General features: G+C 35.1%; 21 protein-coding genes and 2 tRNA genes. 20 read left to right on the top strand and 3 right to left on the bottom strand.

All coding sequences use genetic code 11. From position 1 onward, the window contains the following. Window positions 1-103: 103 nt before the first annotated feature. The 19 genes from Q0W25_RS05080 to Q0W25_RS04990 all read left to right on the top strand — a co-directional run bounded on the left by Q0W25_RS05080 (window position 104) and on the right by Q0W25_RS04990 (window position 14,093). A complete protein-coding gene (locus Q0W25_RS05080) occupies window positions 104-301 on the top strand; it encodes a helix-turn-helix transcriptional regulator (RefSeq protein WP_297827360.1) in 198 nt (65 codons plus the stop codon). A gap of 409 nt (window positions 302-710) precedes the next feature. Beyond that, window positions 711-1,187, top strand: coding sequence for a CPBP family intramembrane glutamic endopeptidase (locus tag Q0W25_RS05075; RefSeq protein WP_298519684.1), 477 nt, complete (start codon window positions 711-713; stop codon window positions 1,185-1,187). A gap of 18 nt (window positions 1,188-1,205) precedes the next feature. Further along, entirely contained in the window at window positions 1,206-1,607 is a 402-nt protein-coding gene (locus Q0W25_RS05070) for a hypothetical protein (protein ID WP_298519682.1), read from the top strand. 88 nt (window positions 1,608-1,695) lie between these two features. Beyond that, window positions 1,696-3,192, top strand: coding sequence for an anthranilate synthase component I (trpE, locus tag Q0W25_RS05065; protein ID WP_298519679.1), 1,497 nt, complete (start codon window positions 1,696-1,698; stop codon window positions 3,190-3,192). Then, window positions 3,189-3,773 carry an aminodeoxychorismate/anthranilate synthase component II gene (locus tag Q0W25_RS05060; RefSeq protein ID WP_298519676.1) on the top strand — a complete coding sequence of 195 codons (585 nt, stop codon included), beginning with the start codon at window positions 3,189-3,191 and terminating at the stop codon, window positions 3,771-3,773. The genes trpE and Q0W25_RS05060 overlap by 4 nt, the downstream gene beginning before the upstream one ends. Beyond that, the gene (trpD, locus tag Q0W25_RS05055) at window positions 3,770-4,777 is read left to right on the top strand and encodes an anthranilate phosphoribosyltransferase (protein WP_297827344.1); all 1,008 of its coding nucleotides are present in this window, start codon (window positions 3,770-3,772) and stop codon (window positions 4,775-4,777) included. Before Q0W25_RS05060 ends, trpD begins: the two co-directional genes overlap by 4 nt. 4 nt (window positions 4,778-4,781) lie before the next feature. Beyond that, complete coding sequence (gene trpC / locus Q0W25_RS05050) at window positions 4,782-5,558, top strand: indole-3-glycerol phosphate synthase TrpC (protein ID WP_298519672.1); 777 nt, start codon at window positions 4,782-4,784, stop codon at window positions 5,556-5,558. Next, window positions 5,551-6,150 carry a phosphoribosylanthranilate isomerase gene (locus Q0W25_RS05045; protein WP_298519670.1) on the top strand — a complete coding sequence of 200 codons (600 nt, stop codon included), beginning with the start codon at window positions 5,551-5,553 and terminating at the stop codon, window positions 6,148-6,150. The genes trpC and Q0W25_RS05045 overlap by 8 nt, the downstream gene beginning before the upstream one ends. Beyond that, complete coding sequence (gene trpB / locus Q0W25_RS05040; RefSeq protein WP_297827336.1) at window positions 6,147-7,331, top strand: tryptophan synthase subunit beta; 1,185 nt, start codon at window positions 6,147-6,149, stop codon at window positions 7,329-7,331. Before Q0W25_RS05045 ends, trpB begins: the two co-directional genes overlap by 4 nt. After that, window positions 7,324-8,097: a tryptophan synthase subunit alpha gene (gene trpA / locus Q0W25_RS05035; protein WP_298519667.1), complete on the top strand. Its 774-nt coding sequence runs from the start codon at window positions 7,324-7,326 to the stop codon at window positions 8,095-8,097. The genes trpB and trpA overlap by 8 nt, the downstream gene beginning before the upstream one ends. 92 nt (window positions 8,098-8,189) lie before the next feature. Then, a complete protein-coding gene (gene pcn, locus Q0W25_RS05030; RefSeq protein ID WP_297827330.1) occupies window positions 8,190-8,924 on the top strand; it encodes a proliferating cell nuclear antigen (pcna) in 735 nt (244 codons plus the stop codon). Between the two features lie 58 nt (window positions 8,925-8,982). Further along, on the top strand, window positions 8,983-9,795 hold the full coding sequence (locus Q0W25_RS05025; RefSeq protein WP_298519666.1) for a hypothetical protein: 813 nt from the start codon (window positions 8,983-8,985) through the stop codon (window positions 9,793-9,795). A 220-nt stretch (window positions 9,796-10,015) separates the two neighbouring features. Continuing rightward, window positions 10,016-10,294, top strand: coding sequence for a 50S ribosomal protein L44e (locus Q0W25_RS05020; protein ID WP_297827324.1), 279 nt, complete (start codon window positions 10,016-10,018; stop codon window positions 10,292-10,294). Between the two features lie 9 nt (window positions 10,295-10,303). Then, window positions 10,304-10,483, top strand: a complete 180-nt coding sequence (locus Q0W25_RS05015; RefSeq protein ID WP_067044971.1) for a 30S ribosomal protein S27e — start codon at window positions 10,304-10,306, stop codon at window positions 10,481-10,483. Window positions 10,484-10,546: 63 nt separating this feature from the next. After that, window positions 10,547-11,344 carry a translation initiation factor IF-2 subunit alpha gene (locus tag Q0W25_RS05010; protein ID WP_297827321.1) on the top strand — a complete coding sequence of 266 codons (798 nt, stop codon included), beginning with the start codon at window positions 10,547-10,549 and terminating at the stop codon, window positions 11,342-11,344. A gap of 6 nt (window positions 11,345-11,350) precedes the next feature. Beyond that, the gene (locus Q0W25_RS05005; protein WP_298519665.1) at window positions 11,351-11,521 is read left to right on the top strand and encodes an RNA-protein complex protein Nop10; all 171 of its coding nucleotides are present in this window, start codon (window positions 11,351-11,353) and stop codon (window positions 11,519-11,521) included. Between the two features lie 3 nt (window positions 11,522-11,524). Next, entirely contained in the window at window positions 11,525-12,295 is a 771-nt protein-coding gene (locus Q0W25_RS05000; RefSeq protein ID WP_297827318.1) for a proteasome assembly chaperone family protein, read from the top strand. A 30-nt stretch (window positions 12,296-12,325) separates the two neighbouring features. Beyond that, window positions 12,326-12,883: a DUF2112 family protein gene (locus tag Q0W25_RS04995; RefSeq protein WP_298519662.1), complete on the top strand. Its 558-nt coding sequence runs from the start codon at window positions 12,326-12,328 to the stop codon at window positions 12,881-12,883. Window positions 12,884-12,905: 22 nt separating this feature from the next. Next, a complete protein-coding gene (locus Q0W25_RS04990; protein WP_298519659.1) occupies window positions 12,906-14,093 on the top strand; it encodes a TIGR00375 family protein in 1,188 nt (395 codons plus the stop codon). Between the two features lie 3 nt (window positions 14,094-14,096). On the opposite strand, the gene Q0W25_RS04985 is transcribed toward Q0W25_RS04990, so the two are convergent. From Q0W25_RS04985 to Q0W25_RS04975, 3 genes are all read right to left on the bottom strand, one after another. Further along, window positions 14,097-14,170, bottom strand: a tRNA-Arg gene (locus Q0W25_RS04985). Window positions 14,171-14,226: 56 nt separating this feature from the next. Continuing rightward, window positions 14,227-14,300, bottom strand: a tRNA-Arg gene (locus tag Q0W25_RS04980). A 93-nt stretch (window positions 14,301-14,393) separates the two neighbouring features. Continuing rightward, window positions 14,394-14,912 (bottom strand): endoglucanase, encoded by a 519-nt coding sequence (locus Q0W25_RS04975; protein WP_298519656.1) that lies wholly within the window; start codon window positions 14,910-14,912, stop codon window positions 14,394-14,396. Window positions 14,913-15,071: 159 nt separating this feature from the next. Between Q0W25_RS04975 and Q0W25_RS04970 the strand changes: the two genes are divergently transcribed. Next, window positions 15,072-15,430: nickel-dependent hydrogenase large subunit (locus Q0W25_RS04970; RefSeq protein ID WP_298519653.1), on the top strand; the 359-nt coding region annotated here is incomplete at its 3' end.

Here is a 15,430-nt window from a genome sequence, read left to right as displayed (position 1 = left end):
AAATTAAAAAATAGTTATTATTAATTCATAAAAAACAACAAGTTTATATAGTTTATTAAAAAAAATATTATCAATATTTATACAATTGTAAATATGTGATGGTATGGAAACTAAAATAAGACAGTTCCGCCAAAAATTGGGCATGACGCAACAAGAACTTGCCGATTTAGTTGGTGTGACTCGTCAAACAGTAAACGCTTTAGAAAATGCACGCTATAACCCTTCCTTATTGTTAGCACATAATATCACTAAGACATTGGGAAAAAAGTATATAGAAGATATTTTTATCTTTGACGACTAAATTCAATTATAACAATCACGTCCTTAGTCATGTTATTTATAATAATACTAATTTAGCGAATGAATTCACTCGTAATTCTGCTTGTCCTAGTTTATATTAGCAATGCGTATCTTTAAATTATAATTGTCTGTTTGATAATATGTCTGCATTCAACGATAAAATTAAAAGCATATCCATTAAGGAAATATTGATTTTGATAATTTTTTCATGCATTTTCATATATACGTTAATGTTTTTCGGCATTGACATAAATGAAAAGTATTTTTATTTAATATTAATCTTTTATTTTGTTTTTAGGCTGAGAGACTGTTTTGAGGAATTTAAACATGATGTGAAAAATATTTTCTCAAAAGTCTCATTTAAGGAAATTCTAGGCATTGTTTTTTTGAATATCTTCTTTTCTTATGGAATGTTGTACTTGGCAAGAGTTGGGGGCAGTATTTTATCAATCAAAAGCCTGACCCTTGTTGGTGGGGGCACTTTGTTTTCAATTGTAGTGATATCCCCTATTGTAGAAGAATTGATTTTCAGGGGTGTTTTTCTAAATAAATTGCAATTGGTCGTTCCCACATTGTTTGCAGTATCGATTTCCTCTTTATTGTTTGCCTCCCTTCACGCTTTCGGAAGCATCTTTTCAGCATTCATATTCGGAGTTTGCATTTCAATTTTATATTTGAAGACGGAAAATATTCTAGTTGCAATTTTCACACATTTTTTAAATAACCTGATTGGTGAATCGATCTTTTATGCTGATTCCCAAAAGATATTATTTTCAAATGACCTGGTCATGGCGATTATGTCTGTTTTGGCTGTCATTTCATTTATTTTGATTGTTAAATACATAATTTCATCATGGAATAATTTAAATAATTCAAAAATAAACTAATTTTAAAGGTGTTTAATCATGGATTTGAAAAAAATCGGGATTGCTCTAATTTTCATTGGAATTGTTTTGACTGTAGTTTTCATAGGCGATGATAAAATTTTTGTCCCTGCGTTAACAGTTACAGTTTTAGGATTTTTCCTCACAGTTGTCGGTTTTGTTATCGAAATCCGCAAAAGGAAAATCATCAATGATAAGCTTGACAAGGATATCGAAACCATCCTTCAGCCGATGATTACCAAATATTCAAACTTAAATAAGGAGTACCGTTCTCAATATGATGGTGATGAATATGTTCAAAAAAGGATGCAGTTGAACAGCGATTTGGAAAGGGAACTTACAGAAAAACTTCCTTATTTGGAAAGCAGGGAAATAAAAAAGATAGTCATCGAATTCAGCCGTGAACAGGACAAACTAATTTAAATTTTTTTTTAAAAATTTTATAATGTACAAAAAGTTACAACAAGGTTTTAAATAGTACATTGTACTTATTATATTATAGAGTGATAGAATGTATTCCCCAAGTTTAGAAGAAGTAAAAGAATTATGTGGAGGTTGCGACTATAAGCGCATTCCAATATCCTATGAATTATTTTCAGATATTGCGACTCCAATCGAAGTTTTAAGAATATTGAAAGGCATCAGCAATCATTGTTACATGCTGGAAAGCATAGAGGATTCACAAAAGTGGGGAAGGTACAGTTTTTTAGGTTTTGATCCTCTTCTTGAATTTACATGTCAAAACGGATTAGTCCAGATTAAAGGTGATGCGGATTTTAAGGAGTTTAATGATGATTTGATTGAAATCAAAACAGAAAATCCCAGCGAAATCATAAAAGAATTGGTTTTAAAGAACAAATCTCCAAAATTAGAAAATTTGCCTCCTTTCACTGGAGGATTTGTAGGTTATTTCGCCTATGACTATATAAAGTATTCAGAGCCTTCACTTAATCTGGATGCTGAAAATCAGGATAAGTTCAAGGACATTGATTTGATGTTATTCGATAAGGTCATAGCATTTGATAATTTTAAACAGAAGATAATCATCATGGTCAATATGAAAACAGATGATTTGGAAAGGAACTACAAGAAGGCCTGTGATGATTTAAAATCAATAGCCAACTTAATTAAGAACGGTAAAAAAACAGAAATTGAACCTTTAAGATTGAAGTCCGATTTTGTTCCCGCATTTTCACGTGAAAAATATTGTGACATGGTTGATAAAGCGAAAGATTACATTAAGGAAGGCGACATTTTCCAGGTAGTTTTGTCAAATAGGATAGAGGCCGAAATTTCAGGAAGTTTGTTCGATACATACAGGGTTTTGAGGACAACAAATCCGTCCCCATACATGTTTTACTTTTCAAGCAATGACATAGAGATAGCCGGAGCATCTCCGGAAACTCTAGTTAAACTCAATGACCGCAAATTATATACTTTCCCTCTTGCGGGAACAAGACCCCGCGGAAAAACGGAAAAAGAGGATTTGGAGTTGGAGCAGGAATTGCTCAGTGATGAAAAAGAGTTGGCAGAACATAACATGCTTGTTGATTTGGGCAGAAATGACATCGGAAGGATTTCTGAAATAGGTTCTGTAAAAGTGGAAAAATACCTGTCAATCGAGAGATTTTCACATGTGATGCACATCGGTTCCACTGTAACAGGAACATTAAGAGGCGATTTGGATTCTCTTGTGGCAATCGACTCAATTTTGCCTGCAGGAACATTGTCCGGCGCTCCAAAAATAAGGGCTTGTGAGATAATCAACGAACTTGAAAACAACAAAAGAGGAATTTACGGCGGAGCTATTGGCTATGTGGATTTGAGCGGAAACGTTGACACATGCATTTCAATCAGAATCGCATTTGCAAGAAACAATAAGGTTTTCATACGTTCCGGTGCGGGAATTGTTGCAGACAGTGTTCCTGATAAGGAGTATGATGAATGCTTGAATAAAGCCGCTGCAGTCATTAATGCATTGAAAATTGCTGATGGGGGATTAGAATGATTCTTTTAATTGACAATTACGATAGTTTTTCATATAACTTGTTTCAATTGGTTGGTGAGCTCAACTCTGACATTTCAGTATATAGAAACGATAAGATAACCATTGAGGAGATTAAAAATTTGAATCCTGAAGCCATTATTTTATCTCCAGGACCTGGAAAACCTGAAAATGCAGGAATCTGCATTGACATAGTCAAGGAATTCCATGATAGGATTCCAATTTTGGGAGTCTGTCTGGGCCATCAATCAATTTGTGCTGCATTCGGCGGCAGGATTTCTTATGCTAAAAGGCTGATGCACGGCAAATCCTCAAAAATTTCTCTTGACTATGATTTCATATTCAAAGGGTTGCCTACAGAAATCAGTGTTGGAAGATATCATTCTTTGAGTTTGGCAGAAGATACACTTCCATCTTGTTTGGAAATCATATCAAAATCAAGGGATGATGGTGAAGTCATGGCAGTAAAACATAAGGATTTCAACGTTTATGGACTTCAGTTCCATCCTGAATCAATATTGACGCCTGACGGTTTAACAATTATAGAAAATTTTTTAGAAAAAGTTGAAAAAGGGATTTTATGATTAAAGAAGCAATTTTAAAAGTATATAAACATCAAGATTTAACTTATGATGAAGCATACCAGACCATGGATGAAATCATGAGTGGTGAAGCCAGTGAAGTTCAAATGAGTGCTTATTTAACAGCAATGTCGATGAAAGGCGAAACCATTGAGGAAATTACCGCTTCCGCTAAGGCTATGAGGGACCATTGTGTAAGGTTATTGAATGACGAAGAGGTTTTGGAAATCGTTGGAACCGGTGGTGATGGTTCCAATACATTCAATATTTCAACCACATCTTCAATTGTAATTTCTGCAGCAGGCGTTTCTGTTGCAAAACATGGAAACAGGTCTGCATCAAGCAAATGTGGTGCTGCCGATGTTTTAGAGGAATTGGGAGTCAACATTCATATAACTCCTGAAAAAAGTTTGCAGTGCTTGAAAGAGATCAATTTATGTTTCCTGTTTGCTCAGAATTATCATTTGTCAATGAAATATGTTGCAGGTGTGCGTAAGGAACTTTCAATAAGGACAATTTTCAATATTTTAGGTCCATTGACCAATCCTGCTGGAGCTTCAATGCAGGTATTGGGCGTTTATGAAAAGGATTTAATTGAGCCTCTGACAGAAGTTTTAAACAATCTGGGAGTTAAATCCGCAATGGTTGTCTACGGTTTGGATGTAATGGATGAAATTTCAACAAGCGCCAAAACTGCCGTTTGCGAAATCAAAAACGGAAAAACAATGTCTTATGAAATCTCACCGGAATATTTTGATATGGAATTCTCATCTAAAGATGACCTTGTAGGGGGAGATGCAAAAGAAAATGCAAAAATCACATTGTCAATTTTAAACGGTGAGAAAGGACCTAGAAGAGATGCTGTCTTATTGAATTCTGCCGCAGGATTATATGTTGCAGGCAAAGTAAACTCCTTAAGGGAAGGAGTCAAGTTAGCTGAAGAGATAATAGATTCCGGAAAGGCTTTAAAGCAACTTGAAAAGTTCATTGAAGTTACAAACAGATGATATTATGTTGGAAAAAATCGTTGCCAAAACCGAAGAGAGACTGATTGAGGCCAAAAGGGAAAAACCTTTGGAAGATTTAAAAAATGAAGTTTTAAAAATGGAAATTTCCCATAACTTTCCTTTTAAAGAAGCATTAAATGATCCTGAAATCGCAATCATCGCTGAAGTCAAAAGGGCTTCTCCTTCAAAAGGCATGATTGCTGAAGATTTTGATTATGTTGCAATTGCACAGGAGTATGAAAGTGCCGGCGCTTCGGCCATTTCAGTCTTAACAGAACCTTATTTTTTCAAAGGGTCCAATCGTTATCTAAAGGAAATTTCACAAAACGTTTCAATCCCTCTTTTGAGGAAGGATTTTGTCATTGATGAGTACATGATTTGGGAAGCAAAGTTATTGGGTGCTTCATGTATTCTTTTAATAGTTTCAATATTGGACAATGTTCAGCTAAAGAAATATTTGGACTTGGCTCATGAATTGGGTTTATCTGCAATTGTTGAAACTCATGACGGTGATGAAATAAGAACTGCAATGAATGTCGGTGCAGAAATCATCGGTGTGAACAACCGAAACCTAAAGGATTTTACTGTAGATATTGAAAATAGTATTAACTTACGTAGATGTGTAAGTGACAATATGATATTTATTTCAGAAAGTGGCATCAAAACAAAGGAAGATGTTACCAAATTAAAAGAAAATAATGTTGATGCTGTTTTAATTGGTGAAACTTTAATGAAAAGTGATGATAAAAAATCTTTGATTTCGGAGTTGAAGAATGGTTAAAATCAAAATTTGTGGACTTAAGAGATTGGAAGATATTGAGATAGCAAATAAATATAAACCCGATTATGTAGGTTTTGTATTTGCTGATTCTAAAAGGAAAGTGTCTCATGATTTTGCTTTGGAAATGAAAAATAATTTGAGTCCGGACATACTTTCTGTTGGTGTTTTTGTTGATGCGGACATTGATGAGATTATTGATTTATATGAGGGTGGTGTAATTGACATTGCACAGCTTCATGGCAATGAAAGTGAATACTATATTAAGAAATTAAAAGAAAATACTAATGATGAACTGATAATTATTAATGCAATTGAAATGTCTGGCGAAAAAAATTTGTTGGAATATGATAATTCGTTTGCAGATTATTTGTTGCTTGACAGTGGAAAAGGAAGCGGAAAGACTTTCGATTGGCGTTTGATAAGAAAAGATTTAAGAAAAGAATTCTTTTTGGCTGGAGGTATTGACATTTCCAATGTTAGGAAAGCCATTGAAGAATTCAATCCTTATGCAATTGATTTAAGTTCAAGTCTTGAAACTAATGGGATTAAAGATGAAAATAAAGTTAGAGAAATTATGGAGGTTATAAATTGAGTAAAGGGAGATATGGTGAATATGGGGGACAGTACATATCTGAAACGTTAATGAACGAATTGCTTTACTTGGAAGAGCAATATAATCATTATATGAATGATCCTGATTTTGTAGAAGAGCTCAACACCCTTTTAAAGGAATATGCTGGTAGACCTTCTTTACTGTATTATGCTGAAAGAATGACTGAAGACCTTGGAGGGGCTAAAATATATTTGAAGCGTGAAGACCTGAACCACACTGGAGCTCATAAAATCAACAATGTTCTAGGTCAGGTTTTGCTTGCTAAAAAAATGGGAAAGACAAGAGTAATTGCTGAAACCGGTGCAGGGCAGCATGGTGTGGCAACCGCAACTGCAGCTGCATTGCTTGATATGGAATGTGAAGTATTCATGGGAGAAGTTGACACAAAAAGGCAAGCATTAAACGTTTACAGAATGGAATTGCTGGGAGCGAAGGTCCATTCAGTTAAATCAGGAACTAAAACTTTAAAAGATGCTGTAAATGATGCGTTCAGAGATTGGATTGCACGTGTCCATGATACAAATTATGTAATCGGTTCTACAATGGGGCCTCATCCATTTCCAATGATAGTTAGGGATTTCCAAGCTGTAATCAGTGCGGAAGCACGTGAACAGTTTTTAGAAAAAGAAGGTAGGCTTCCTGATGCAGTAATTGCATGTGTAGGTGGCGGAAGCAATGCTATGGGTGCATTCTATAATTTCATTGAGGATGAGGACGTGAAATTGATAGGATGTGAAGCCGGTGGAAAGGGTATCGATACACCATACAATGCTGCTGCATTGACCAATGGAAAAATTGGAATATTTCATGGAATGAAGTCCATTTTCAACCAGGGAGACTATGGTCAAATCGCACCTGTTTATTCAGTATCTGCGGGACTGGACTATCCCGGAGTAGGTCCGGAACATGCTTACTTGAGAGATACGGGCAGAGCCGAATATGTCCCTATCACTGATGAGGAAGCAGTCAACGCTTTTGAATACTTATCAAGAATGGAAGGTATCATTCCAGCTATTGAAAGTGCCCATGCCGTTGCATATGCAATGCAATTGGCTCCGACTATGGATAAGGATGAAATAATCATGGTTTGCCTGTCAGGAAGGGGAGACAAGGATGTCCGATCCATTGCAGAATATAGGGGAGTTGATTTAAATGAGTAAAATTGCTAATGCATTTCAAAATGGCAAAGCATTCATAGGTTTTTTAACTGCGGGAGATCCTACAATTGACAAGACAGTTGAATACATATTGGCTATGGAAGAGGCCGGCTGTGACTTGATAGAAATAGGAATTCCTTTTTCTGATCCTATGGCTGAAGGTGTTGTGATACAGGATGCCAATGTACGTGCATTGAAGCATAACACTACAACCGATGATGTCTTTGATATCGTAAGGAGAGTACGTCTGCAAACTGATGTTCCTTTGGTATTTTTAACTTATATCAATCCGGTATTCTTTTACGGATATGAAAAATTCTTTAAAAGATGCAATGAGTTGGGAATTGATGGAATCATTTCTCCGGATTTGCCTTATGAAGAGAAAGGTGAAATTGCAGAAATCGCCAAAAAGAATGATGTTGATGTAATCTCATTGATAGCACCGACTTCAAAGGAAAGGATTCAAATGATTGCTGGAGAAGCAAGCGGTTTCATATATGTCGTTTCTTCATTGGGAGTTACAGGAATGCGCAGTGAAATTAAAACTGATTTGGGTGCAATAATTTCAGACATTCGTGATGTTACCGATATACCTGTAGCGGTCGGTTTTGGAATCAATACTCCTGATCAAGCTAGAGAAATTGGCAATATTGCCGATGGAGTCATTGTTGGAAGTGCAATTGTCAAAATCATTGAAGAAAATGGGGAAAATGCTACAGAAGCATTAAAGGATTATGTTTCAAGCATGAAAAAGGCTTCAAATGAATAATATTACTATAATGAAAAAATTTATATAAATAGTTCCAACAAAAATATATGTATAATTTATAAATTTTAAACATTAAACTTAGAGGATTATTTATGTTTAAAGCAGAATTAAGCGATTCTAGTATATTGAAAACAAGTTTTGATGCTATTTCATCTATTGTTGATGAAGTACAAATTCAAACTGATAGTGAAGGCATGAGATTAGATGCCTTAGACCGTAGTCACATAACTTTTGTACATTTAGAGCTCAAATCAAGCTTATTTGATGAGTATATTTGTGATGTTCCAGAAAAAATCAACATAGATACTGACGAATTCATGAGAGTTCTCAAACGTGCAAAATCACAGGATAGAGTTCTAATGTCTGTTGATGAAGGTAATTTTATCATTACTTTTGAAGGCGATGCAACAAGAACATTCAAAATAAGATTAATCGATATGGAATATGATAACCCTGTTCCACCTAATATCGAGCATCCAACTAACTTCAAAGTTCGTTTCTCTATCTTAAAAGATTGTATTAACGATATTGATATATTTTCAGATAAAATTGCACTTCAAGTGGATGAAGACTACTTCATTGCATCTGCAGACGGCGAATTCGGTGATGCAAGTATCAAGTATCTTCACGGTGAAAATATTTCAGAACATGCAAAAGCTTTATTCTCATTAGATAAAATTAGAGAAATGCTTAAGGCGGATAAATTTTCAGAGGAAGCTGAAATTAGTTTAGGTACTGACATGCCGTTAAGCTTAACCCTTACTATGGTTACAGGCGATGGTAAACTTAGTTTCTTGCTTGCTCCTAGATTAGAAACAGATGAATAATTTCATTTGTTCTACTTTTTTTATTTTTTAAAAGTTATTTTTTTAGAGATGGTATTAAGTGGATCTATATCGAAAACTGCGTGAAATTCAAAAAAAAGAGCGTAATAATGGTACTTTAGCTCGTGTAGAAGAGACATTCTATAATGATATTCATGATTATTTAGATGAGCTAAAAAAGGAAGCTATCAGCGATCCATTTTCCAACGTTCCTCAAATTTTACATGAAGCTCAGAGGATAGCAACAGAAATCTGTGAGAGAAGAGAGCATAAAATCACAAATGCAGCTGTTGTAAACATCCACAGGTCATATCATCTATTTACAGGCAAACCTCAGTTTGATTTGGTTGATACAACTCCATTGAACTTAACACCTGAAGAGGAGAAATTCTATTTTTCGTTGATTGACACATTGAAGAATCACCGGGGAAACATTTCACTGGAAAAGTTGTCTGATGATGATGAGGAGATTGAAGAGCCTCAAATTATCAAACCGAAGGAGACTCAGTCAAACACTCTGATTTCTGAAGAGCCTATTAAATCAGAACCTGATGTTGCAGTTCCAAAACCTGTTGTCGATAAAAAACCGGAGCCTGTAAAGCAACCTCAAAAACCTGCTCCTAAGGTACAAAAAAGCCTTGAAGAAAATCCTAACGCTTTTGATGAAAACGAAGAATTTTATGATTTTGAGTCCAAAAGAATTGCTAAGGACACAGAACTTGTCACCATGTTGGTTTTTGATGAAGTAGGCCAAATTATAGGCGTTGACGAAAAAATCTACGGTCCATTCAGACCCCAAGACTTAGTGACTTTGCCTTTAATAAATGCGAAAGTATTTTTCAAAAATCGCAAGGGCAGACAGGTTAAAATTTAGGTCATTGCCATTAACTTTAAATAACTTGATAGATAGATATACTAACCGTATCTATTTGTGATAATAAAAAATTATATTTTTTTATATAATTTGGATTTTTGCTGTCTGTAGACTTGATGCGTTACAATGCAGTTTTAATCTCTAACGTTTTTTAGCATAAACTGAGTTTAGATAAATTCACTGATAGATTTATAATGACTTATTAATTACGGTGAAAAATATGAAAATACCAAAAGAAAAAAGAACATACTGTCCTCATTGTAAAAGACATACAATGCACGAAGTTCACACTGCTAAAAGGAGAAAAGCTAGTGAGTTAACTTGGGGACAAAGACAATTCAGACGTGTAACTGCTGGTTACAGAGGTTATCCAAGGCCTTTACCTGCTGGAAATAAACCTGTTAAAAAATTAGACTTAAGACTTAAATGTAAAGAATGTGGTAAATCTCACATCAAACAATCTTTCAGAACAGGAAAACCTGAATTTGTAGCTAAATAGGTGATTAACATGGTTAGTAAAGGTAGAGGAAACTTTTTAAAAGTTAAATGTTTAGATTGTGACAATGAACAAGTAATATTTGATCGTGCAGCATCCGATGTAAAATGTATTATTTGTGGTAAAACCCTTGTCAAATCTCGCGGTGCTAAAGCTAAAATCACTGCACACATTGAAAAAGTTTTAAACTAGATTTCTAGTTTTTAACTTAATTTTTTACTATTTTTTATAATTTTTATTAATGTTGGTGAGAGTATGGTAAGAAAAAGTCAAGAATGGCCTGATGAAGGAGAACTTATTGTAGGTACAGTTTACAAAGTTCTTAATTATGGGGCTTTTGCTAAATTAGAAGAATATCAGGGCAAAGAAGCTTTTATTCATATTTCTGAAGTATCTTCTGGTTGGGTAAAAAATATCAGGGACCACGTAAGAGAAAACCAAAAAATCGTCTGTCGTGTTCTCAGAGTTAATCCTAAAAAAGGGCATGTTGATGCTTCTTTAAAAAGAATCCGTGAAGATCAAAGAACTAAAAAAATCCAACATTGGAAAATTGAACAAAAAGCTGAAAAATTTTTAGAATTATCTGCTAAATCTTTAGATAAAAGTTTAGATGAAGCTTACGATGAAGTAGGTTACGAACTTATGGACATCTTTGGTGATGTTTACGGTGCTTTTGAAACCGCTTCAGATGAAGGTGCAGAATCACTTACTGAAGAAGGAATTCCAGAAGAATGGGCTAATGCTATTACTGAAGTAGCTAAAAAGAACATTACTCCTCCTGAAGTTCACATTAGTGGTTATGTTGATATTGAAACTTTTGTGCCTAACGGTGTGGAAATTATTGTTGCTGCTCTTAAAGCCGCTGAAGACAATGGTGATGATGAAGAAGAGATTAAGGTCCAATGTGTTGGGGCACCAAGATATAGGATTACAGTAAAATCCACTGATTATTTATTGGCTGAAAAAGCTCTTAAGGCTGCGGCTGATAGATGCATTGCTGTTGTTGAAGAATCTGAAGGAAATGGTTCTTTCTTAAGAGAGTTAGATAATTAGATTCTTATGAATATGAAAATGAATAAATGTCCCGAATGCGGGATTTATACTTTAAAAGACGCTTGCCCAAAATGTGGCAGTAAACTTAAAGTGATTTATCCTCCAAAATTTTCTGTTGAGGATAAATATGGAAAATATCGTCGTATATTGAAAAAAGAATCAATGAAGGAGTTATAGGTAATGAATGCTACAGAAATCACTGTTTTAGAAGAAATTGAATTAGACAACCCTATTTTCATTGAAGCATTACCGGGCATTGGTCATGTTGGTAAATTGGCTGCCGATCATATGATTGATGAATTCGAAGCAACTAAATTTGCTGAAATCTATTCTCCAACTTTCCCTCCTCAAGTTCTTGTAAAGGATGAGGGAGTTATTGGAAACATGATTAATGAATTATATTACTTGAAGGATATTGGTGAAGATAATTTGGATTTGATTATCCTAGTGGGTAATACCCAATCCTTATCTCCGGAAGGCCAATACTTAGCATGTAAAGAAATCCTGGAATTCGTTAAGCAATACGGAATTAGCAGAATTTTTACATTAGGCGGAATGGCTACCGGTCAACCAATAGAAAATCCTAAAGTTCTTGGAGCGGCTACTCATGCAGAAGATGTGGAACTGTTAAAAGAAGCTGACATTGAGATAAGGTCTAATGATGGGGGCATTGTTGGAGCTTCCGGATTGTTCTTGGGCCTCGCTGTTCGTCAAGGAATTCATGGATCCTGCCTTATGGGTGAAACTCCAGGTTATTTCATTGATGCAGAATCCGCTGAAGCAATATTGGATAAGTTATCATTTTTACTCAATTTTGAAATCAACGTGGATAAATTAGAGGAAAGGGCTGAAGAAACCAGACAAATGATTGCTCGTGCTCAACAAATGGAACAAGATTTAATTAATAAGGCTAATGCGGGAACAGCAGATGATTTAAGATATATTGGTTAAACAATATATCATTTTTAACTTTTTTTTAACATGAATATTCTAGTCATACCAGATACTTCAATGATTGTCATTCCATTGATTGAAAAGAATGGACACACTTATTTATCTCCATCTAATTTTTCCAAATATGATAATATGGACATTTGCGAGGGAAACTTCTCTTTTGATTTTTTGAACAATTATTCTTCAAGTGAAATTCCTTCAGGTGTGAAGGGAAGGTTGTTTTTATTGGCCAATGTTTTAAATGAAGCTGATGCGGCCATAATTATTGGAAGACGCCCTAAAAATTATCAAAAAATATACAATGCATTGAATGATCTGATTTTATTTGGTGGAAACTCTTGCAATAATTTCCATAGCCTGGCAGTTAAGATGGTTTGCGATTTGAACATTCCAACATTAAAGCTTGCATATCCCACAACTCAAGGCCAAATAATTAATTTAATCGATAAAACCAATTTATTTTTAGGAAATTTGAATGAGAATTCCGGAATTGTTAATGATGACAATTTAAATACTGATTTATACGTAAAAAAGGAAAAATATCCTGTCAATGATATAAAGAAGATATTAAATAATTTAATATAATATAAGATGGTAATTTTTATATATGTTGGTAAATGCTGATTTTCACATTCATAGCTGTTTTTCGTCCGCATCATCAAAGGACATGCTGATTAAGAATATGGCTCCAAAAGCAAAGCTGAAAGGCTTGCAGCTTTTGGGTACAGGCGATGCGTTTCATCCTGGTTGGTTGGACATTATTGAAGAAAGCACAACCTACTTGGGCGACGGAATATATGGGGCTGACGGCATGGATTTTGTTTTGACAACTGAAGTGGAAGGAAAACATAGGATTCATCATGTAATCATTATTCCAAACATTGAAATTGCCCGCGAATTATCTGATAAGCTGGTGTCTAAAAACAAGCTTGTTGACGGCAGGCCAAGAACAAATTATTCCGGAGCGGAATTATTGGAATTGGTAAGGGAATATGACTGTTTGATTGGTCCGGCACATGCATTCACCCCATGGACAGGCATGTACAAGTCATACGACAGCATTTATGATTGCTATGAAAAAAAGGTAGATTTTGTGGAGTTGGGCTTGTCCGCAGATACGTTCATGGCAGACAGAGTCAGTGAACTTAAGGATTTTCCGTTTTTGACAAATTCAGATGCACATTCCCCATGGCCTCACAGATTAGGTAGGGAATTTAATGCATTGGAGATGGAAGATATTTCATTTTCTTCAATAAAGTATGCGATTAAACACAACAAGATTAAAGCAAATTATGGGTTGGTCCCGAATCTTGGAAAGTATCACATGACTGCATGCATCAAATGCTATAAATTAATCGATCCGTTAGTTGCAAAGGAAAATAAAATGAAATGTGGCTGTGGCGGAAGAGTTAAAAAAGGTGTCGATTACAGGATTTCAGAAATTGCTGATTATGCTGAACCAAAACACCCTGACTTCAGGCCGAAATATGTTCATTTGATGCCTTTGGCAGAGTTGATTTCAACCGTTTATGACAAGGGGGTCACTACAAAAACAGTTCAGGGAATATGGCAAAAGCTGGTTGATAGTTTCGGAACTGAAATTGATGTTTTGATTAATTCACCTATTTGTGAAATAATGAATATTGATTCTAAAATCGCTCCCGCCATAGAATCATTTAGAAAGGGCACTATAAATGTGATTCCTGGTGGTGGCGGAAAGTATGGTCAGATTCTGTTTGATGAAACTCCAGAACCAAAAAAAGAAGCTAAACCAATCACTTTGGATGATTTTTAAAAACGGACTTGGAGGGATTTGAACCCTCGATCTTAAGATTAGGAGTCTTACGCCCTTCCAGACTAGGCTACAAGCCCATAAAAATATTTAAATCCGTGAAATTGTCTTTAAAAAAAGCTGATTGTAATGAGAGCGGACCCGCCGGGATTTGAACCCGGGGTCTTCGGATTAGAAGTCCGACGCCCTATCCAGCTAGGCTACGGGCCCTTTAAGTACAACAATAATTAATTTATTTTTTTTGTTATATATATTTATCTATTAAATGAAAAAATAAAAAGAAGATTAAAAAATAATCTTTTTTTACATTCTGCTTACACTACCGGTTGCATCGTTAATACCGATACTGTCTACAGCAGTACCATTTTCATCATAGATTGTAGCATACCAGTATCCATCTGAATAACTTACAGATCCAGCATAACATCCTGGTTCACCAACAGCACTATCAGCAATACTTTGTGCTTCAGAGTATGATAATACAGTACTTGATTGTGAATTTTGTGAGCCTCCTCCGTTATCATTTGATCCGGAGTTTGATCCACTGCCGTCGCCTGTTCCTGAACCTGATCCACTACCAGAACCTGATCCGGAGCCTCCACTACCCCCGTCACTGGTACCTGTTGATGCAGAGGAACCGCTTCCGTTAATCACAGCGGTACTATTTCCAATTCCATGTCCGGGATTCTTATTATCTGAAGCAGACATACTGGATAAATCTGAAAATATTGGGCCATCACTGTTAGTTATTCCATATGCTGCAACTGCTGCTGCAATACATAATACAATAATTATGGATATTATAATATTTTCTTTTTCCAAGATTTTCCCTCCATAAAATTCTATAATATAGAATAGTATTAGTATACTTTTTCATATTTTATATATGTTTCTATCTATAATTATCCTATTAATTTATAAGTAATTTAATACATATAGTATTAATGTTAGTTTCTAAGTTATAAAATTGAGGTGACAAATTTGAAAGATAGAGTAGTTATATCCCCAACAACTCGTCAAGAAGGCCATGCCGAATTAGTCATGGAAGTCGACGATGAAGGGATTGTTACAAAAGGGATGTATTTTAGTATAACTCCTGTAAGGGGTTTAGAAAAGATGGTTCTTAACAAAGCTCCTGAAACCGCTCCTGTTTTATGTCAAAGAATCTGTGGAGTATGTCCAATTCCACATACTTTAGCATCAGCTGAAGCTATGGACATGGCATTAGGAATCGAAATTCCTAAAGCAGGTAAATTGTTAAGAAAAGCTGTCGCAGCAGCACACAGTATTAACAGTGCAGCAATTCACCACTTCTTAGTTGCTCCTGACGTTGTCCCAGA

It is taken from the genome of uncultured Methanobrevibacter sp. (genome assembly GCF_947166415.1).
Lineage (GTDB): Archaea > Methanobacteriota > Methanobacteria > Methanobacteriales > Methanobacteriaceae > Methanocatella.
This window is presented reverse-complemented; position numbering and strand designations above follow the sequence as displayed.